At 74.1% G+C, this 18,205-nt stretch carries 20 protein-coding genes; 11 read left to right on the top strand and 9 right to left on the bottom strand.

Features of this window, described 5'->3' with window-relative positions; all coding sequences use genetic code 11:
• The first annotated feature begins 134 nt into the window (after positions 1–134).
• Entirely contained in the window at positions 135–428 is a 294-nt protein-coding gene (locus EV284_RS12805) for a chaplin (RefSeq protein ID WP_207229017.1), read from the top strand.
• 90 nt (positions 429–518) lie between these two features.
• Here EV284_RS12805 and EV284_RS12800 read toward each other — a convergent pair whose 3' ends face one another.
• The 5 genes from EV284_RS12800 to chpG form a co-directional block, all read right to left on the bottom strand.
• A complete protein-coding gene (locus tag EV284_RS12800; protein ID WP_207229016.1) occupies positions 519–1,385 on the bottom strand; it encodes a tyrosinase family protein in 867 nt (288 codons plus the stop codon).
• Positions 1,369–1,851: a tyrosinase cofactor gene (locus EV284_RS12795; protein WP_130333444.1), complete on the bottom strand. Its 483-nt coding sequence runs from the start codon at positions 1,849–1,851 to the stop codon at positions 1,369–1,371. Before EV284_RS12795 ends, EV284_RS12800 begins: the two co-directional genes overlap by 17 nt.
• Before the next feature lie 100 nt (positions 1,852–1,951).
• The gene (locus EV284_RS12790) at positions 1,952–2,440 is read right to left on the bottom strand and encodes a DUF5949 family protein (protein WP_130333442.1); all 489 of its coding nucleotides are present in this window, start codon (positions 2,438–2,440) and stop codon (positions 1,952–1,954) included.
• Between the two features lie 224 nt (positions 2,441–2,664).
• Positions 2,665–2,952, bottom strand: a complete 288-nt coding sequence (locus EV284_RS12785; RefSeq protein WP_086696322.1) for a hypothetical protein — start codon at positions 2,950–2,952, stop codon at positions 2,665–2,667.
• A 211-nt stretch (positions 2,953–3,163) separates the two neighbouring features.
• Positions 3,164–3,403, bottom strand: coding sequence for a chaplin ChpG (gene chpG, locus EV284_RS12780; RefSeq protein ID WP_030813959.1), 240 nt, complete (start codon positions 3,401–3,403; stop codon positions 3,164–3,166).
• Between the two features lie 569 nt (positions 3,404–3,972).
• Between chpG and EV284_RS12770 the strand changes: the two genes are divergently transcribed.
• From EV284_RS12770 to EV284_RS12735, 8 genes are read left to right on the top strand one after another with little or no spacing between them, the layout of a single operon-like run.
• Positions 3,973–5,133: a glycosyltransferase gene (locus tag EV284_RS12770; protein WP_130333440.1), complete on the top strand. Its 1,161-nt coding sequence runs from the start codon at positions 3,973–3,975 to the stop codon at positions 5,131–5,133.
• Between the two features lie 38 nt (positions 5,134–5,171).
• Positions 5,172–6,533, top strand: coding sequence for an exopolysaccharide biosynthesis polyprenyl glycosylphosphotransferase (locus EV284_RS12765; protein ID WP_130334667.1), 1,362 nt, complete (start codon positions 5,172–5,174; stop codon positions 6,531–6,533).
• A 3-nt stretch (positions 6,534–6,536) separates the two neighbouring features.
• Positions 6,537–7,838, top strand: coding sequence for an O-antigen ligase family protein (locus tag EV284_RS12760; protein WP_130333438.1), 1,302 nt, complete (start codon positions 6,537–6,539; stop codon positions 7,836–7,838).
• Positions 7,835–9,493, top strand: coding sequence for a lipid II flippase MurJ (locus EV284_RS12755; RefSeq protein WP_130333436.1), 1,659 nt, complete (start codon positions 7,835–7,837; stop codon positions 9,491–9,493). The genes EV284_RS12760 and EV284_RS12755 overlap by 4 nt, the downstream gene beginning before the upstream one ends.
• Entirely contained in the window at positions 9,477–10,250 is a 774-nt protein-coding gene (locus EV284_RS12750; protein ID WP_130333434.1) for a polysaccharide deacetylase family protein, read from the top strand. Before EV284_RS12755 ends, EV284_RS12750 begins: the two co-directional genes overlap by 17 nt.
• Positions 10,250–11,389 (top strand): glycosyltransferase, encoded by a 1,140-nt coding sequence (locus EV284_RS12745; protein WP_130333432.1) that lies wholly within the window; start codon positions 10,250–10,252, stop codon positions 11,387–11,389. Before EV284_RS12750 ends, EV284_RS12745 begins: the two co-directional genes overlap by 1 nt.
• Positions 11,390–11,404: 15 nt before the next feature.
• The gene (locus tag EV284_RS12740) at positions 11,405–12,061 is read left to right on the top strand and encodes a lipopolysaccharide biosynthesis protein (protein ID WP_130333430.1); all 657 of its coding nucleotides are present in this window, start codon (positions 11,405–11,407) and stop codon (positions 12,059–12,061) included.
• Entirely contained in the window at positions 12,058–13,191 is a 1,134-nt protein-coding gene (locus tag EV284_RS12735) for a GNAT family N-acetyltransferase (protein WP_130333428.1), read from the top strand. Before EV284_RS12740 ends, EV284_RS12735 begins: the two co-directional genes overlap by 4 nt.
• Here the strand turns inward: EV284_RS12735 and EV284_RS12730 are convergent.
• From EV284_RS12730 to EV284_RS12715, 4 genes are all read right to left on the bottom strand, one after another.
• The gene (locus EV284_RS12730) at positions 13,188–14,477 is read right to left on the bottom strand and encodes a glycosyl hydrolase (protein ID WP_130333426.1); all 1,290 of its coding nucleotides are present in this window, start codon (positions 14,475–14,477) and stop codon (positions 13,188–13,190) included. The genes EV284_RS12735 and EV284_RS12730 overlap by 4 nt on opposite strands.
• A gap of 304 nt (positions 14,478–14,781) precedes the next feature.
• Entirely contained in the window at positions 14,782–15,831 is a 1,050-nt protein-coding gene (locus EV284_RS12725) for a chaplin family protein (protein ID WP_130333424.1), read from the bottom strand.
• 122 nt (positions 15,832–15,953) lie between these two features.
• Positions 15,954–16,181 carry a chaplin ChpD gene (gene chpD / locus EV284_RS12720; protein ID WP_130333422.1) on the bottom strand — a complete coding sequence of 76 codons (228 nt, stop codon included), beginning with the start codon at positions 16,179–16,181 and terminating at the stop codon, positions 15,954–15,956.
• Positions 16,182–16,454: 273 nt separating this feature from the next.
• A complete protein-coding gene (locus tag EV284_RS12715) occupies positions 16,455–16,865 on the bottom strand; it encodes a rodlin (protein ID WP_130333420.1) in 411 nt (136 codons plus the stop codon).
• 281 nt (positions 16,866–17,146) lie between these two features.
• Here EV284_RS12715 and EV284_RS12710 point away from each other — a divergent pair, with 281 nt between their 5' ends.
• The gene (locus EV284_RS12710) at positions 17,147–17,557 is read left to right on the top strand and encodes a rodlin (RefSeq protein WP_130333418.1); all 411 of its coding nucleotides are present in this window, start codon (positions 17,147–17,149) and stop codon (positions 17,555–17,557) included.
• Positions 17,558–17,779: 222 nt separating this feature from the next.
• On the top strand, positions 17,780–18,187 hold the full coding sequence (locus EV284_RS12705) for a rodlin (protein WP_086694836.1): 408 nt from the start codon (positions 17,780–17,782) through the stop codon (positions 18,185–18,187).
• The last annotated feature ends 18 nt before the right edge of the window (positions 18,188–18,205 follow it).

Here is an 18,205-nt window from a genome sequence, read left to right as displayed (position 1 = left end):
ACCCCCAGTAAAAGGGTGATCCCCCACCATTCCCCCGTGACCCCCTCCTCCGCGCGCCGTTGTACGGGAAGTGCGGCGGCGAATTCGGCCGCTCCACTCCCCCGAGCGACATGAAGCGACATAAGGAGAACGTGATGTCTCGCATTGCGAAGGCAGCCGTCGTGGCTCTCGGCACCGGTGCCGTGATGGTCGGTGGCGCCGGTCTGGCGCTGGCCGACGCGGACGCCGGGGCCGCGGCCGTCGGCTCGCCCGGCGTGGGCTCCGGCAACGTGGTCCAGGTGCCGGTCAACATCCCGGTCAACCTGTGCGGCAACACCATCAACGTGGTCGGCCTGCTGAACCCCGCCTTCGGCAACACCTGCGCCAACGTCGGCGAGCCGGAGCCCGTGCAGGAGGTCCCCGAGGGCGACTACGGCTACGGCAACTGAGCCCCGCACCCTCCGCGAAGAGCCCCGGCACCCTGAGCGCCGGGGCTCTTCGCGTGCCCTGCCCCGAAGACGTGTCCGAGCGACACGTCCTCACGCGTACCGGTAGATCCCGCTCACATCCTCCAGCGAGTCCGGTGTCACGTTCCACGGCGGCATCTTGTCGAGCCGCGCGACGACCCGGCCGCGCTGCTTGTCACCGGGGCCCGGCTGGGCCGCCGGCAGGTAGCGGTGGTTCTTGTGCGCCTGCTGCCAGCGGTACCACTGGTAGTCCAGGAAGGCGTGGTGCAGCCAGAACACGGGGTCGTTGACCGACGCCCCGCCGAGCATCACGCCCCCGACCCACCGGTGCACCCGGTTGTGGTTGTGCCAGGAGGCGCTGCCGCCCCCTGTCCCCCACCCCTCCAGCTTGTTGCGGAAGCCCCGCGTGACGGTCGAGTCCCACGGCGAGACGTCGTACGCCGGGTCGTCCAGCGCCCACTGCAGCTCGCTCCTGGTCGGGAGCTGGATCGGGGCGGCGGCGCGGCCGAGGTCGCGGGTGAGGTACTTGCCGTCGGTGATGCCCTCCTTGATGGTCCAGTGCCCGGCCGCGTACGCGAACGGCCCGGTGGTCACCTGCCGGTCGCTCTTGCGGCCGTTGCCGCCGAGGAGGTCCTTGGTCCAGGGAGCCGAGGTCGTGCCGCGGTCTCGGGTCCAGTCCCAGTACGGCACGGTCACGGAGGAGTCCACCCGGCGCAGCGCCCGCTCCAGCTCCAGCAGGAAGCGGCGGTGCCAGGGCAGGAAGGAGGGGGCCATGTGGGCCGCGCGCAGGCCCTTCTCGCCGTCCGCCGTGTAGTAGTCGATGTGCGTCCGCACGAACGCGTCGTACTCGCCCCGCCGTTTGACCTCCAGCAGAGCGTTGACGAAGCGCCGCTTCTCGCTCGCGGTGAGCGTGGCGGCGTTCTTACGCACGTACGCCATGCATGCCCCCCATCCCGTGTCCCGCGTGCTCGCCGCCGACCGGACCTGGAGCCGTGTCGCGCAGCCGCTGGCCGGGGCCGATCTCGTCCACGGCCGCACGGGCGGCCTCCAGGGGGGTGGCGTACGAGGTGTAGTGGTCGACCATGCTCATCCAGGTGCCGTCGGCGCGGCGCATCAGGTGCAGCGGGCGGCCGTCGACGGTGATCTGCCACTCGCCCTCGTCCGCCCGGCGCGCGGCGGCCGGGACCAGGAAGCCCTGGATGCGGTGGCCCCGGTAGGTCTCGTCGAACGCCCTGTCCTCCGCGCCCCCGGCCGGGGGCAGCGGACGGGACGCAGCGACCACCGGGGCCAGCCCCAGGGCGGCCACCGTGGCCAGCAGGCCGCGGGTCACCTCCCGCCGCGACGGTTTGCCCTCTCTGACCTGCGGTTCCGCCCCCACGGCCACACCACCGGCACCGACGACCATCGCTCACTCCCTCGTCCGCAGTTCGGCTTGTCCACAGCGGTAACCGCGTTGGGGCGCCCGGAGTCACCGCACAGCGGCCATCCGGGTAGGCGACCGGGCGTCAGCGCAGGCTGCGCGCCGGGAGCATGACGTGGGCGGCGGTCATCAGCGTCTCGTCGGCACCGGCGAAGGCGGCCAGCGCGGCGGGGTCGACGGTCACCCCGGGGCGGCCCTCCGGCCAGGCGCGGGTGGTGAAGACCAGGTAGGCGTGTCCGCGCCGGGCGACGGCGTCCAGCCACTCCGGCGGCGCGCCGGCCTGGGCGACGAGCTGGGGCATCCGGACGACGGCCTGGCCGGCCTCGACGAGCAGCGAGACCGGCAGGCTGGGCCGGGTGGCGCCGTCGATGACGGTGCCGATGGTCAGGCCGTTCATCTCCAGGAGCTGGGTGACGGCGGCCGAGGTGGCGCGCGGTCCGCCCTCGGCGTCCCCGAGGGAGTACGCCAGCAGATACGGCATGTCGCCACCGTCGGGGGCCTCGCCGCTCCAGGCCAGGACGACGAGGGTGCCGAGGTCGGCGGCGCGGAAGGCTTCGCTTGTGGTTGAGGTCACCGCGCGACCCTATCCACGGGCGCGGGGCCTGCCGGGGAGCCGCTCACTCGTCCGGGGGACGGCAGGGGGGTGCTCCACACGATCGGGGGAAGGGGCCTCGAAACCGGGGGACGCCACCTCGAACACGCAGGGGACGCTTCCTCGGACACAAGCGGGGCGCCGCCGCGGACACGAGAGGGAGGGCCGGTCCGCGCGGCGCGGTCCGGCCCTCCCTCCACGGTGGCTCAGCTCTGCAGCGGCAGTCCGCCGAGCAGCGGGTTGTGCGTGTTCAGGGCGGTGGTGGCGCCCTTGACGGTGCTGAGGACGGAGTCCTTGTTCTCGGTGTTCAGCGCGTCCGACTGGTGCTGCAGCGGCATCACGTCACGCACCTTCAGTCCGCCCTTGGCGACCTGGTCCACCGCGCCGTTCAGGCTGCTGGGCGTCAGGTCGCCGGAGTAGGCGAACGCGGGCGCGGCGACGCCGGTGAGGGCGATGGAACCGGCCAGGACGGCCGCGGCCTTCAGGGACTTCATCATGTTCCTCTCCTCGGCAACTCGCGTCGCCCCAGGGATGTCCGACGCCATGCCCAACGAGTCACGGCCGGGGCGGAAACCCTGTGTGCACAAGACATATGAGATTCCCCAGCCTCGCTAGCGGGGGCGAGGACACACGACAGCGGCCCGGCCGTCCGCTCACGCTGTACGCGCGGGCGGACGGCCGGGCCGGTGTGTGCGTCGGACGACCTCAGTCGTTGACGCAGGTGTTGCCGAAGGCCGGGTTCAGCAGGCCGATGACGTCGATGGTGTTGCCGCAGACGTTGACCGGCACGTGGACCGGGATCTGGACGACGTTGCCCGAGAGGACGCCCGGCGAGTTCGCGGCGACGGCCTGCGCGCCGGAGTCGGCAGCGGCGATACCGGCACCGCCGGCGACGGCCGCCACGGCGGCGGAGGTCAGGACCAGACCCTTCGCGATACGCGACATGGAGAGGTACTCCTTGGAATTCGAGACACACAACCGGGCGGGCTGCCCGACGCAGTGTCAACGCGAGCCGCCGCGAGGGGTTGTGCCGCCAAAGGGGTGATCTCCGCGAGAACCGCGGCCGCGTGGGCGGCCCGCTCGCGTCGTTGCGCCGCTCGGGCCTTCGCGCTCACTAGAGTCGCGGCCCTCTCCTCCGTACCAGGTCCGGACCCCGTGCGTGGCGGGCAACCGGCTCACGCTTCAGGGAGGCAGCGTGCCGCGCCGTCGTACGCCGGGCGCACGGAAGTGGCCGGGCGCGGGTCCACCGGACGACGTACCGGAGCGCACGACCGGCGCGGCAGGGCGCGTACGGGTCCGGCGCCAGGCCGGCTACGCCAGGCCGTCCGGACGCGGGACCGAGGGTGGCCGATCTCGGGCGCGTCGCGCGGGCGCGGCGGTGACCCGCCGGGCCACCTGCTCGTTCCCCACCGGGACGCGGCGAGGGCCGGTGTGCTCTTCACCGCGGAGGACGCCCGGCAGCGAGGCGCGGTCCCGACCAGATCCGAGCGCCCTGTGAGCGAGGTACCCCGCCCATGCACCAGCCAGTTTCCGACGCCCGAGAACGGGTGCTGCATGTTTCGCAGCCCGTCGACGGCGGAGTCGCGCGGGTCGTGCTCGACCTGGCGCGGGCCCAGCTCGCGGCGGGCGTGCGCGTCGTGATCGCCTGCCCAGGCGGCCGACTGGCCACGGAGGCACAGGAGATAGGCGCCGAGGTGCGGCTCTGGCGGGCCACCCGGTCACCGGGTCCCGCGCTGCCCGGCGAGGTACGGCGGTTCGCCCGCCTCGTCGGGGAGGTACGGCCCGCACTGGTGCACGCGCACAGCGCCAAGGCCGGTCTGGCCGCGCGCCTCGCCCTGCGCGGGCGCGTCCCGACCGTCTTCCAGCCGCACGCCTGGTCCTTCGAGGCCGTCGGCGGGGTCACCGCCGCGCTCGCCCTGCGCTGGGAGCGGTTCGCCGCGCGCTGGGCCGAGCGGGTGGTGTGCGTCAGTGAGGCGGAGCGTGAGACCGGTGTACGCGCCGGGGTGCGCGCCGCGTACGCCGTGGTGCGCAACGGCATCGACCTCGAACGGTTCTCCCCCGCGCCCGCCCAGGCGGCCCGCGCCGGGCTGCCCGGGCTCGGGGCCGGACCGCTGGTGGTGTGTGTCGGGCGGCTGTGCCCGCAGAAGGGCCAGGACGTGCTGCTGGCCGCGTGGGAGCGGGTGCTGACCGTGCTGCCGGAGGCCCGGCTGGTGCTGGTCGGCGACGGACCCGGCCGGGAGGCGCTGGGCGCACTGGCGGGAGCGCGCGTGCGGTTCGCGGGTGAGGTCGCCGACGTACTGCCCTGGTACCGGGCCGCCGACCTGGTGGTGCTGCCCTCGCGCTGGGAGGGCATGGCGCTGGCCCCGCTGGAGGCGCTGGCCTGTGCCCGGCCCGTGGTGCTCAGTGACGTGGACGGCGCCCGCGAGAGCCTGCCGCCCGCGCTCGCCGGACGCTGCCTGGTGCCGCCGGAGGACCCGGACGCGCTGGCCGCCGCCGTGACCGGGCTGCTGTGCGACGCGCCGCTGCGCGCGGACCTCGGCGCCCAGGGCCGCCGGCACGTCCTGACCACGCACGACGTACGGGTGACCGCCGAGCGGATCGCGGACCTCTACCGCGACCTCCTCGGCACCCTGCCGTCCGTGTCCACCGAGCGCAGGGAGTCGACCCACCCGTGACCGCGGAAAGCATCGTCCCCTCGCCCAGCGCCTCCGGCATGGACTCCGGGTACGCCGTACGGCCCGCGCAGGGCTTCCGGTTCCCGGCCCGGCGCCCGCACTCCCCCACCGTCTCCCCGCTGCCGCTGCTCACCGCCGACCTCGCCGCCGCCGTGGCGGGCGCGCTCGTACTGGACGCGGCCGTGCGCGGGCCGCTCGTCGTGGCCGCGCTGGTCACCGGCGCCCTGCTGCTGCGGCCGCGCCCGGCGCGCGCGGTGGCCGGTGTGCTCGACGAACTCCCCTCCGTCTGCGGGCGGATCGCCGTGGTCTGGCTGGCGCTCGGCACGCTGACCGCCGCCACGGAACCCGGGCGCGCCCTGCCCCTGTCCGCGCTGGCCGTGGGCTGGGTGGCGCACGTGGTGGTCGCCTGCGCCGGCCGGACGGCCGTGCACCGGCGGCGCCGGGCGCTGCGGCTGCGGCTGCCGAGCACCGCGCTGGTGATCGGCCCCGCCGCGACCGCCCAGCGGGTCGCCGCCGCGCTGCTGCGGCAGCCGGAGTGCGGGGTACGTCCCGTCGGCGTGGTCACCGACCACCCGGACGGCAGCGCCGGGCTCCCGGTGCTGACCTGCGGCGAGCAGGTCGAGCGGGCGCTCATCCAGAACGGCGTCGGCACCGTCCTCACCGTCGACCCCGCCGTACGCACCGAGAAGGGCCCGCTGCTGCGGGCGCTCGCCGAGTCGGGCTGCGCGGTGTGGGAGGTGGACGCGGACTGCCCGGCGTACGAGATGCGGGAGCAGCTCGCCGGGTTCTCCGTACGGCGGCTCGATCTCGGCGCCCGGCGGCGCGGCAGCGTCGGCAAGCGGCTGCTGGACCTGGTCGTGTCGGGGGCCCTGCTGGTGCTGGCCGCGCCGCTGCTGCTGGCCTGCGCGCTGGTGCTGCGGCTCAGCGAGGGTCCGGGCGTGGTGTTCCGGCAGGAGCGCATCGGCAAGGACGGGCGCCCCTTCACCCTGCTGAAGTTCCGCACCCACCGTCCGGTGGACGAGCGGGAGTCGGCGACCCGGTGGAGCGTGGCGGACGAGCGGCGGATGAACCCGTTCTGCCGGTTCCTGCGCCGGACCTCGCTGGACGAGCTGCTCCAGCTCTGGAACGTCTTCCGCGGCGACATGAGCCTGGTCGGCCCGCGCCCCGAACGCCCTTACTTCGTCACGCAGTTCAGCCAGTGCTACCCCGGCTACGCGTCCCGGCACCGGATGCGGGTGGGCATCACCGGGCTCGCGCAGGTCAGCGGGTTGCGCGGGGACACCTCGATCGAGGACCGGGCGCGCTACGACAACGCGTACATCGACAACTGGTCGCTGTGGCAGGACGTCTGCATCCTGCTGCGCACCGCGGCCGCCGTCGTGCGGTCCACCGGGAGCTGACGGATGAGCCTCGCGCTGCCGCTCGGCCGCCCCCGGCACTGGTCCCCGGTGCTGCCGGTGCTCGCCGTGCTCTTCCTGCTCGCGCTGCCCCTCTCCTCCAGCGAGGGGGGCGGCGCGGGCCCGGCCGACGCGGCGTCCGCGCTCGTCGTCGGCGCCTGCCTGGTGCGGCTGCTGCGGGAGCGGGCCCGCCCGCTGTCCGCCAGGGCCGCGCTGGTGCTGGGGCTGCCGGTGGCCGGTGCGGCGCTCGCCGCGATGGGCGCCGCCTCCCCGGGCGCCGGCGTCGCCGGACTCGGCCGCTACCTCCAGGTCTTCGTCCTGGTCCCGGCCGCCGTGCTCCTCCTGATCCGCGACCGCCGGGACTTCCGGCTGCTGGCCTGGGCGCTGGTGGGCCTCGCGCTCTGGCAGGGCGCGGTCGGCGTGCAGCAGTACGTCACCGGCACCGGTGCCTCGTACCAGGGCCGGATGATCCGCGCGGTCGGCACCTTCGGGCCGTACGACGTGATGGGGATGGCCACCGTGGTGGCGTTCGGGCTGCTGTGCGCGACGGGCCTCGCCCTGGGGAAGGCGCCGGGGCGGGAGCGGGCGATCGCGGCCGGGTGCGCGCTGGTGCTGCTGGTGCCGCTGGCGCTCTCCTTCAGCCGGGGCGCGTGGATCGCCACCGCCGTCACCCTCACCGCGCAACTGCTGCTGGCCGGGGTCCGCCGGGCGCTCAAGGTGGGCGCCGCGGTGGTTGCGGCCGGGGTGGTGCTGGTGGGCGGGCTCGGGGTGGGCACGGCGATGCTCCAGGAGCGGATCGACAGCATCACCAAGGTCGCCGACGCCCCCGACCAGTCGGTCACCGACCGGTACACCATGTGGGCGGCGGCCACCGGGATGTGGCGCGAACACCCGCTGACCGGCGTGGGGTTGAAGGGCTTCCCGGAGTACCGGGACGGGCACGCCTCGCTGGCGCTGTCCTCGGGCAGCGACACCGAGGGCGCGGGCGTCGGCTTCCGCAGGCAGCCGCTGCTCTCCCCGCACAACATGTATCTGCTGGTCCTCGCCGAACAGGGCCTGATCGGGCTGCTGTGCCTGGCGGGCGGCTGGCTGGCGATGCTGGTGCTCGGCCTGCGCGGCCTGCGGGCCGCCCACCGTACGGGCCGGGGCCTGGACTGCGCGCTGATCGGCTGCGGCCTGCTGCTCTGGCAGCTCGTGGACTTCGTGTACGCCGACATCGGCGGCCCCTCCACCGTGCTGACGGCGGTGTGTCTGGGGCTGGTGGCGTGGTGGGCGCTGGTGGGCGCGGACCCGGAGGGTGCGCGATGACGCTGACGCCCGCTCCGGGACCGGAGACGACGGACTGGAAGCCTCCGCCGACCGAGCCAGAACACGCCCCGGTGACCCGGCGGTTCCTCGCCCGCGCCGCCCTGCTGACCGCCTCCCTGTCCGCCGCCGGTGCCCTGCTGGGACTGGTCCGGGACCAGTCGCTGGCCCGGCTGTTCGGGGCCGGGCGGGACACGGACGCCTTCCTGGTCGCCTGGACGGTGCCCGAGTTCGCGGCCACCCTGCTGATCGAGGACGGGCTGGCCTTCGCACTGATCCCGGCGTTCAGCATGGCGCTGGCCCGCCGTGCCCAGGGCGCTCCGGGAGATCCCGTACGGGCCCTGGTCAGGGGGACGCTGCCCCGGCTGACGCTGGCCTTCACCGTGGTGGGGGCGGTGCTCGCGCTCGGCGCTCCGCAGCTCGTCCAGGTGCTCGCGCCCGGCCTGCCCGACCCGGCCCTCGCCGTGGACTGCACCCGGCTCACCGCGACCTGCGTGCTCACCTTCGGGCTCGCCGGGTACTTCAGCGCGGCCCTGCGCGCCCACCGCCGCTTCCTGGCCCCGGCCGCGATCTACGTCGCGTACAACACGGGCATCGTCACCGCGATGTTCGCGCTCGGCGGGGTGTGGGGGGTGCGGTCGGCGGCCTTCGGGGTCGCGGCCGGCGGGGTGCTGATGGTCCTCACCCAGCTTCCCTTCCTGGTCGGCAGGTTACGCAATCGCCGGCCGGCGGGACCGACGCCGGTGCTGCCCTCCGCCAAGCCGCACTCGGTGAACCTGCCGCTGATGGCGACCGTGCTGCTGTTCGCGCTGTGCCGGCAGTCCCAGGTGCTGATCGAACGCTTCCTCGCCTCCAGCCTGCCCTCCGGCGCCATCTCGCACCTGAACTACGCCCAGAAGATCGCCCAGATCCCCATGACCATGTCGATGATGCTCTGCACGATCACCTTCCCGGTGGTCGCGCGGGCGCTCGCCGAGGGCGACACCGAGCGCGCCCGGGTCCGGGTGGAACGGGACCTCGCGGTCGCCTCCGGGCTGGTGCTGCTCGGCACGGCGGCGGTCGTGGCCTGCGCCCCGCAGATCGTCCACCTCCTCTTCCAGCGCGGCGCGTTCACCGCCCAGGACACGGCGGCCACGGCGGGCGTGATGCGGGTGTACGCCGTCGGCCTGCTCGGCCAGACGCTCACCGGCGTCCTGGTCCGCTCCTACTTCTCGGCGGGCCGCCCCACCTGGTACCCGCTCGGCGCCATGTCCGCCGGAGTGCTCGCCACCTGCGTCATCGGCGCGGCCACCGTCGGCACCCGGGGCGTGACGGGCATCGCCGCCGCCAACGCCGCCGGCATCACCCTCACCGCCGCGCTGCTGCTCTCCGGCATGCGCGGCCCCCGGCACGGCAGGCGGCGCGGGGTGCCGATCCGCACCCGGCACGTCCTGCGGGAGCTGAGCCGCCCGGCCGGGGCCGCGCTCGGCGCCGCCCTCGCCGGGTCCTGGGCCGCGAGCCTGCCCGTGGGGGCGCTCGCGGGGCTCGCCGCCGGGGGCCTCACCGTCGTCACCGTCTTCGTCCTGCTCGGCTGGGCCCTGGGCGCCCAGGGCTTCGCACCCGCCCTCCGTTCCGTACGCACCCACACCCGAAGGCTCGCTCATGCCGTCTTCCGTTGAGTCCGCGCCCGTCCTCCGCACCGGCTCCCCCCGGCCGGGCGGAGGCGGTCCCGTCCCGTGGATCGCCATGTACCACTCGGTCGGCGACTGCTCCGACGACCCGTACCGCGTCACCGTCACCCCGGCCCGGCTGGAGCGCCAGCTGCGCTGGCTGCGCGGGCGGGGGCTGCGGGGCGTGTCGGTGGGCGAGTTGCTGGCCGCCCGCGCGCGGGGCGCCGGGCGCGGCCTGGTCGGGCTCACCTTCGACGACGGGTACGCCGACTTCGTCACCGACGCGCTGGCGCTGCTGGCCCGCTGGGAGTGCACGGCCACCCTGTTCGTGCTGCCCGGCCGGCTCGGCGGCGAGAACACCTGGGACCCGCTCGGCCCGCGCAAGCCCCTGCTGACCGCCGACACCGTGCGCGAGGCCCACCGGGCCGGGGTGGAGATCGGCTCCCACGGCCTGACCCACGTCGACCTCACCCGCGCCGACGACACCGTCCTGCACGCCGAGGTCAGTGACAGCCGGGCCCTGTTGACCGAGCTGACCGGCGCCCCGGTCCAGGGCTTCTGCTACCCGTACGGCACGGTCGACGGGCGGGTGGCCGAGGCCGTACGGCAGGCCGGTTACGGCTACGCCTGCGCCATCGACCCCGGCGAACTGAGCGGCCCGCACGCGCTGCCCCGCGTGCATGTGGGGCAGAACGACAACGCCGTGCGGCTGTTCCTGAAGTACCGGCTGCACCGGCTGCGCCGCCGACCCGTGGCGGGGCTGTGATGCGGGCGCTGCACGTCATCACCGGCCTCGGAGTGGGGGGCGCCGAGCAGCAACTGCGGCTCCTGCTGCGCCATCTGCCCGTCGAGTGCGACGTGGTCACGCTGACCAACCCGGGCCCGGTGGCGGCCGGTCTGCGGGCCGACGGGGTGCGGGTGGCCGACCTCGCCATGGGCGGCAACCGCGACCTGGCCGCACTGCCCCGGCTGGCCCGGCTGATCCGGCGCGGCCGCTACGACCTGGTCCACACCCACCTCTACCGGGCCTGTCTCTACGGCCGGCTGGCGGCCCGGCTCGCGGGCGTGCGCGCGGTGGTCGCCACCGAGCACTCCCTGGGTGACTCCCAGATGGAGGGGCGCCCGCTCAACTCGGGTGTACGCGCGCTGTATCTGGCCGGGGAACGCCTGGGCCGCTCCACGGTCGCCGTCTCGCCCACGGTCGCCGCCCGGCTGGCCCGCTGGGGTGTACCGGAGCCGCGTATCGCGGTCGTCCCCAACGGCATCGACCTGGAGCCCTTCCGCTTCGACCCGGAGCGGCGGGCGCGCGTCCGCGCCCGACTGGGCATCCCCGACGAGGCGTTCGTGATCGGTGGCGTCGGACGGCTGGCTCCGGCCAAGCGGTTCGACGTCCTGATCGGGGCTCTCGCCCGGCTGACACCCGACTGCCGGCTCCTGCTGGCCGGAGGCGGTCCCGAAGAAGGCGCCCTCCGCCGCGCCGCCGCCGCGGCCGGGGTCTCGGACCGGGTGCTCTTCACCGGCGAGGTCCCCGGCCTCCCCGACGGTACGGCCGGACCCGACCTGCCCACGCTGACCTCGGCGATGGACGTGCTCGCCGCCCCCTCCCCGGAGGAGGCGTTCGGGCTGGCCGTCGTCGAGGCGCTCGCGGCCGGCCTCCCCGTGCGCTACGCCTCCTGCCCGGCCGTGGAGGACCTCCCGCCCGAGGCCGCGCCAGGCGCCGTGCGGGTACGCGGCGGAGCCGACGCGTACGCCGCCGCGCTCGCCGGGGTCCGCGCCGCCGGGCCGGGTCCGCGCACGGTCCCGGAGGCGGCCCGTCACTACTGCATCACCCGCAGCGCCGCCCGGCTGATGGACGTCTACACCTCGGCGCTCACCCGTACGGTCCCCTCGCCCCGACACCCTTAACGGAGGCAGCCCCTCATGACCGAGAATCCCACCCGGCGCCGTCGCGCCGGCCGCCTGCCGGGCTCCCGCTCCCTGCCGCCCTGGTCGCTGGTGGCCGCCGGGGTCGTCGCGGGCGGGCTGATCGGCGGCGGGTACGGCCTGCTCAAGGCTCCCGCCTACACGGCGACCAGCTATGTCATCGCCGTCCCCGCCGAGCGCTCGGACACCTCCTCCGCGCTCGGCTTCGCGCAGGCGTACGGCAGGGTCGCCACCCAGCCCGCCGTGCTCGCCGAGGCGCAGGCGCGGGCCGGGGTGCCGGTGAGCACCCTGGCCGAGAGTGTGCGTACGGCCACCTCGCCGGACGCCCCGATGGTCGCCGTCTCCGCCACCTCCGGGCAGCCCGCGCGGGCCGCCGCCATGGCCAACGCGGTCGCCGCCGCGCTCACCCGGCAGGCCGACGCGAGCAGGAAGGCCACGCACGTCGAGCTGCTCCAGTTCTCCCGCGCGGTCCGGCCGACCGAGCCGTCCTCGGCGTCGGCCGGGGTGACCACCCTGGTCGGCGCGGGTGCGGGCGGGCTGCTCGGCGGGCTCGCCCTGCTGGTCCGGCCGGGACGCCGGGAGGAGACCGAGGCCGCGCTCGCGGCCCCGCTGCCCGGCCCGGCCTTCGCCGCCGACGCCCGCGGCCGGCTGTGACGGCGACGTACGCGGCGCGCCCGGCAACCTGCGCGCGTCCCGCGCTCACCACCCAGCTCCTCACCGACGAGACGGCGTTCGCGGCCCTCGCCCCCGCCTGGGGCCGCCTGCACCGGCGCTGCGCCACCGCGACCCCGTTCCAGAGCCATGCCTGGCTGCACTCCTGGTGGCAGTCGTACGGCAGGCCCGGCAGGCTCCGCGTCCTGCTGGTGCGCTCGGGCCGGGACCTGGTCGCCGCCGCTCCCCTCACCTTCACCCGGCGTGCCTTCCCCGCGCTGGTCCCGCTGGGCGGCACGGTCTCCGACTACGGTGACGTCCTGCTCGACGACGCCGACGACGGCCGCGCCCTCGCCGCCCTGACCGACGCCCTGTGGACGGCCGCCCGCACCGCCCTGATCGACCTGCGCGAGGTACGCCCCGGCGGCGCCGCGGAGCGGGTCTACGACCGCTGGCCGGGACCGCGCCGACGCGTGCCGGACTCCCTGTGCCTGGAGCTGCCCCCGGTGCCGATGGACGAGCTGCTCACCCGGCTGCCGTCCCACAAGGCCCAGCGGGTACGGGCCAAGCTGCGCAAGCTGTCCGCGCTCGGGGTGGCCCGGCGCACGGCCGGTCCCGGTGAGGCGGAGGCCGCGGTGGCCCGGCTGCTGGAGCTGCACCGGCTCCAGTGGCAGGGCCGGAAGGTGACGCCCGAGCATCTGCGGCCCCGCTTCAGGGAGCACCTGGTGCGCGCGGTGGAGCCGATGGTCCGCTCCGGGGACGCGGTCGTCACCGAGTTCCGCATCGGCGAGGAGGTCGTCGCCGTCGACCTCACGCTGCTCTCCCCGAGCCTCGCGGGCGGCTACCTCTACGGCGCCCATCCCTCGCTGCGCGAACGCAAGGCGGACGTCGCCGTCATGCTGCTGGACGCCTGTGCCGCGCACACCGCCGAGGGCTCCCACGGCGCGCTGAGCCTGATGCGCGGCGACGAGCCGTACAAGCACCACTGGCGCCCCGACCCGGCGCCCAGCGGGCGGCTGCTGCTGGCCCGGCGCCGCACCGCGCCGCTGCTGTCGGCCGCGCTGTCCGACGCGGCGGCCCGCCGCCGGGGCAAGGCGGCCCTGGCCCGCCTCGGCGAGCGCCGGCCCGGTTAGCGGGCGCCCGGCAGCCGGTCGAAGCGGAGGCAGACCCGGCCACCGAGCCAGAACTCCACCCAGTTCCCCATCGCCAGTTCCGAGCAGTCGGCGGGGGTCTTCGTCCCGGAGGTGGGGGTGGGGGTGGGCTCGGGGGTCAGGGTCACCGGGGTCGGTGTAGGGGTCGGCGTAGACGTGACCGTAGGGGTCGGCGTCGGGGTCGGGGTCGGCGTCGGCGTCGGCGTCGGCGTCGGGGTAGGCGTGGTCAGTCCCGTGCGCCCGTACAGCGTCTGCCGGTACACCTTCGCCGCGCTCGGGTTGGCCGGGCACTGCCAGACGCCGTGCGGGCAGTAGTCGGTGAGGGTGTTGTACAGCGGGCGGTGCTCGTCCATCCAGGCGAGCATCCGCCGCATGTACTCGGGGTTGTCGCCGTTGCGGAACAGCCCCCACTCCGGGTACGAGACCGGCTTGCCGTGCGCCTTGGCGAAGTCGACGTGGGCCTGGAGGCCGTAGGGCTCGGTGATCTGCTCGTCGAAGGGCATCCCGGCCGGCTGGTCGTAGGAGTCCATGCCGATGATGTCGACGGTGCCGTCACCGGGGTAGCACTCGGTCCAGGGCACGGCGTCCCGGCCCCTGCTGGGGGTGAAGTCGAAGCGGAACCTCTGTCCCGGCACGGCGCGCATGGTGGCGACGATCCGGTTCCAGTACGCCTTCCACGCCTCGGGGTCGGGCCCGCAGCGGTGGGTGTAGGTGATGCCGTTCATCTCCCAGCCGAGCACCAGCACCGTGTCCGGCACGCCGAGCTTGACCAGCTTCTCGGCGAGCGCGCGGAAGTGCCCGTCGAACTGTCCGGCGGCGGCCTGCCTCAGCAGCAGCCGTACCTGGGCGTCGGAGAGGTGTTCCTCGTTGCGCTCCTGCATCGGCACGTTGAGGACGAGGGTGCGGTCGGCCTTGTCGCGCCGCCAGTGCGCCCACGGGTCCAGGAAGCCCGGCGAGCCCTCGATGTCCCGCCACTGTCCGCCCGGCAGATAGGTGTGCGCGACCTTCAGCTCGGCGCCGCCGAGCCAGTTGGCGAGGGCGGGAATCCGGGCGATCCCCAGGGGGCCGGAGTCGAGGAACGCCCCGAAGTCGGGTCCCCGGTTGACGGGCGGGGGCGCCGGGGTCGCGGTGGGGGCCGGGGCCGGTCCGGGCGCCGTCCGGTGCGGTCCGGCGGCGACGCCGGGGGCGGCCAGGGCCACCGACACGCCGATCGCCGCGGCGAGGAGGGACAGCCGCCCCCGCCGGGTCCTGCGCCACTGTGGAGCCATCCCGGCCCCTCCCTCCGCCCGGCCCTGCCCTCGCGCCGTGAACAGCGCCTGTACTGACACCCAGTCACACGCACCGGGAGCTCGCCAGCGCGGTTACGGCTTGCGGGTGGCCTCGGCCCCCACGTGGGTGAACGGCGAAGGCCCCGCCGGAGTTATCCGCGCGGGGCCGCCCGGCTGGCCGCTCCCGGCCCGTCGGCGTGGCGAGCAGCCGGAGGGGGCACGGCCGGAAAGGATGCGTACGGCGCCGTGGCGGTACGGCGCCGTCACCTCTGGGTGCCGGGCGCTCGGGTCCGGCACCCGGTGGTCAGCGGTGCCGGGACATCGTCCGGCCGCGCCGGAACAGCAGGACTCCGGCGGCGATCAGCACGGCACCGGCGCCCGAAGTCGCCCACAACATGCGCGAGTTGTTACCGGTGTGCGGAAGGGTGGGCGGAGTGGTGTGCCCACCGGGAGGCGGTGTCGTGTGCCCACCGGGAGGCGGAGTGGTGTGCCCTCCCGGAGGGGGCGTGGTGTGCCCGCCGGGAGGCGGTGTCGTGTGACCTCCGGGCGGGGGCGTGGTGTGTCCGCCGGGAGGAGGCGTGCTCTCCTCACCGCCGTACGGAGGCGGAGTGGTCTCGTGGCCGCCATAGGGCGGAGGAGACGTTTCTTCACCACCGTAGGGAGGCGGAGTGGTCTCGTTGCCCCCATAGGGCGGAGGGGTGGTCTGCTCGCCGCCGTAGGGGGGAGGAGACGTTTCTTCACCACCGTAGGGAGGCGGAGTGGTCTGCTCGCCGCCGTAGGGCGGGGGCGTCGTCTCGTCATCGCCGTACGAGGGCGGACGGGTCGTCTCCTCGTCGTGGCCGTACGACGGCGGAGACGTCGTCTCCTCGTCGTGGCCGTACGCGGGGGGCGGTGTCGTCTCGTCGTCGTCGCCGTACGAGGCGGGCGCGGTGGTGACCGGGGCGCTCGGCTCGTCGTGGCCGTAGGACGGGGGCGGGGTGGTCTCGTCGTCCCCGTACGAGGCCGGCTTGGTCTCCTCGGCGCCGTACGCGGGCGGGGTCTTGACCGGGGTGCTCGGTTCGTCGTCGTCACCGTAGGACGACGGCGCGGTGGTGCGGGGCGCCTTGGGGAGGGCGTCCTTGACGCAGGCGCGGCCGACGGCCGGGTTCAGCGCGGCCGCCACATCGACGGAGTGCCCGCAGATGTCGACCGGGACGTGCACCGGCACCTTGAGGGTGTTGCCGGACAGCGCGCCGTGAGAGCCCTGTGCGGCTCCGTGCGCTCCCGAATCGGCGAGCGCCTGACTGACGTACAAGGACAGCACACCCGTCGCGGCGGCGGCCACGACCATGCCCTTGCTCAGGGTCTGTCGCAATCTCGTGGTCTTCCTGCTCGAAGAAGTGGGAAGGCCGGCCCCGGAACGCAGATTCACATTGGATCAACGGTCCGGGGCCGGCCTGAACGCAGCCGTGGGGCTGGTGCCTTGCGTTATGCGCGTCAGTCGTTGACGCAGGCGTTGCCGAACGCCGGGTTCAGCAGGCCGATCACGTCGATGGAGTTGCCACAGACGTTGACGGGGATGTGGATCGGGACCTGGATCACGTTGCCGGACAGCACGCCCGGCGAACCGACCGCGGCACCCTCGGCACCGGCGTCGGCGAAGGCGGGAGCCGCCCCACCCAGAGCCAGGATGGCGCCGGCGACGACAGCAGCGCTCTTCTTCATGGTCTTTCCCTTCTCTGCGGTCATGCCTTGTGACGGCCGAAACCGAGCGAGCACAACTTGAACGGCTCGCACCATGACCGGCAGGCTGTAGAACGAGGAATAGACGGCGGAAGAAACTATGGAACGCGCGTCGCCTGCCAATTCACTCGAACGCCCCCAGGGAATTGACAGCATGGAGCAACCCGGAGGGCCTGGAAACGGACAGAGAAAACCGCCCGGCGGCACGGGAAATACGTGCTGCCGGGCGGTTTTCCTGAAGCGCTCGCGCCTGCGTCAGTTGTTGGCGACGCCGTTGCCCGCGAGGACGGAGACGTCGTCGACGAGGTGCGACAGCGGCTCGTCGTTCTTCGCCTGGGTGGAGTTCTCGGCGCACTGCTGGTTCTGGGGCGAGGACAGGACGGGGATGTCCTGGACACCGACGTTGATCAGGGCCAGCACCGACTGGACGTTCGCCTTGACCGGCAGGCCGACGCAGAGCTTGTTCACGGAGCTCTGCACCAGTGTGGCCTGCGGGCTGAGGTCGCCGTTGGTCACGTTGTTGCCGAACGCCTCGGTGGCGCCGTTGCCGCTGAACGACGTGGTGCCCGTGTCGTTGCCGATGGCAAGCGCCTGAGGGGCCGCCGCCGCCGACACGCCCACGAAGGACGCGGCGACCGCCGCCGCGGCCATTGCCTTCTTCAGCATTTCGCTTTCCTTTCCTGGCTGCTCGCCAGATGCTTTCCTGGCTGCTCGCCAGACGGTCGTTCCTGCGGAGACATCAACCCGGGGGACGCCGATTGGTTGCGGTAAGTCACCCGATCGGATCGCTTCCGGTGCGCGGAGGAGACGACGTCCTCGCCGAGGCGCGCGGCCGTTTTCCCGCGCGCCCTGTCGGCCGTTGGAGTGAACGGGAGCAACTCCGTCCCCGGCCCGGCAGTTGTGCCGGGCACTCCGATGGACGGGGTTTCTCCAGAAGGGAATCGCAAGTGATCAAGAAGGTTCTGGCCGCCGCCGCGGTCGCCGCGTCCGTTGCCGGCGTCTCCGCCGCCGCCGCGTCGCCGGCCCTGGCCATCGGCAACGACACCGGTACGACGTCGTTCAGCGGCAACGGCGCCTCCCAGGCGTTCGGCAACTCCGCGACGTACGGCAACATGAGCCCGCAGATGGCGCTCATCCAGGGCTCGCTCAACAAGCCCTGCATCGGCCTGCCCGCGAAGGTCAACGCCCAGTCCCTGGTGGCCCTGCTCAACGTCGGCGTGCAGGACATCCCGATCCTGTCCTCGCCGCAGAACCAGCAGTGCGTCGAGAACTCGACCCAGGCCAAGGGCGACGAGCCGCTGTCGCACATCCTGGACGACATCTCCGCGCTCTCCGGCAACGGCGCCGGCAACAACTGAGCCGCCGTACGCTCACGGGCCCCGCGCGGGGCCCGACCCCGCGGGCCGCCGACATCTTCGGCGGCCCGTCGGTGTTTCAGGGGGCGGCCGAGCCGGGGGGCGTTTGTGCACTCATCGGACTGCGCTGCCCCGATAGGGTCAAAGACCGCAACCCCGGCGCCCGCTTCCCCGTTGACGATCACGCAGCTCCTCCCCGGAGTCCGCCTTTCGAAGGGAACCAACATGAAGAAGCTGTGGGCAACCGCGGCCGTCGCCGCCTCCGTCGCCGGCCTCGCGGGCGCTGCCGCCCCGCAGGCCCTGGCCATCGGTGACGACCACGGCACCACGTCGTTCAGCGGCAACGGCGCCTCGCAGTCGTTCGGCAACTCGGCCACCTACGGCAACATGAGCCCGCAGCTGGCTCTGGTCCAGGGTTCGCTGAACAAGCCCTGCATCGGCCTGCCGGCGAAGCTCAACGCCCAGTCCCTGGTGGCCCTGATCAACGTCGGCATCCAGGACATCCCCGTCCTGTCCTCGCCGCAGAACCAGCAGTGCGTCGAGAACTCGACCCAGGCCAAGGGCGACGAGCCGCTGTCGCACATCCTGGACGACATCTCCGCGCTGTCCGGCAACGGTGCCGGCAACGGCTGATCGAGCCCCCCGCAGCGG

The sequence above is a fragment of the Streptomyces sp. BK022 genome, from assembly GCF_004217355.1.
Classification (GTDB): domain Bacteria; phylum Actinomycetota; class Actinomycetes; order Streptomycetales; family Streptomycetaceae; genus Streptomyces; species Streptomyces griseoluteus.
This window is presented reverse-complemented; position numbering and strand designations above follow the sequence as displayed.

What these genes read in the sequence shown, in the direction of transcription:
- EV284_RS12805 (WP_207229017.1), top strand. Translation starts at nt 135, where the DNA reads ATGTCTCGCATTGCGAAGGCAGCCGTCGTGGCTCTCGGCACCGGTGCC.
- EV284_RS12800 (WP_207229016.1), bottom strand. Translation starts at nt 1,385, where the DNA reads ATGGCGTACGTGCGTAAGAACGCCGCCACGCTCACCGCGAGCGAGAAG.
- EV284_RS12795 (WP_130333444.1), bottom strand. Translation starts at nt 1,851, where the DNA reads ATGGTCGTCGGTGCCGGTGGTGTGGCCGTGGGGGCGGAACCGCAGGTC.
- EV284_RS12785 (WP_086696322.1), bottom strand. Translation starts at nt 2,952, where the DNA reads ATGAAGTCCCTGAAGGCCGCGGCCGTCCTGGCCGGTTCCATCGCCCTC.
- chpG (WP_030813959.1), bottom strand. Translation starts at nt 3,403, where the DNA reads ATGTCGCGTATCGCGAAGGGTCTGGTCCTGACCTCCGCCGCCGTGGCG.
- EV284_RS12770 (WP_130333440.1), top strand. Translation starts at nt 3,973, where the DNA reads ATGCACCAGCCAGTTTCCGACGCCCGAGAACGGGTGCTGCATGTTTCG.
- EV284_RS12765 (WP_130334667.1), top strand. Translation starts at nt 5,172, where the DNA reads ATGGACTCCGGGTACGCCGTACGGCCCGCGCAGGGCTTCCGGTTCCCG.
- EV284_RS12760 (WP_130333438.1), top strand. Translation starts at nt 6,537, where the DNA reads ATGAGCCTCGCGCTGCCGCTCGGCCGCCCCCGGCACTGGTCCCCGGTG.
- EV284_RS12755 (WP_130333436.1), top strand. Translation starts at nt 7,835, where the DNA reads ATGACGCTGACGCCCGCTCCGGGACCGGAGACGACGGACTGGAAGCCT.
- EV284_RS12750 (WP_130333434.1), top strand. Translation starts at nt 9,477, where the DNA reads ATGCCGTCTTCCGTTGAGTCCGCGCCCGTCCTCCGCACCGGCTCCCCC.
- EV284_RS12745 (WP_130333432.1), top strand. Translation starts at nt 10,250, where the DNA reads ATGCGGGCGCTGCACGTCATCACCGGCCTCGGAGTGGGGGGCGCCGAG.
- EV284_RS12740 (WP_130333430.1), top strand. Translation starts at nt 11,405, where the DNA reads ATGACCGAGAATCCCACCCGGCGCCGTCGCGCCGGCCGCCTGCCGGGC.
- EV284_RS12730 (WP_130333426.1), bottom strand. Translation starts at nt 14,477, where the DNA reads ATGGCTCCACAGTGGCGCAGGACCCGGCGGGGGCGGCTGTCCCTCCTC.
- chpD (WP_130333422.1), bottom strand. Translation starts at nt 16,181, where the DNA reads ATGAAGAAGAGCGCTGCTGTCGTCGCCGGCGCCATCCTGGCTCTGGGT.
- EV284_RS12715 (WP_130333420.1), bottom strand. Translation starts at nt 16,865, where the DNA reads ATGCTGAAGAAGGCAATGGCCGCGGCGGCGGTCGCCGCGTCCTTCGTG.
- EV284_RS12705 (WP_086694836.1), top strand. Translation starts at nt 17,780, where the DNA reads ATGAAGAAGCTGTGGGCAACCGCGGCCGTCGCCGCCTCCGTCGCCGGC.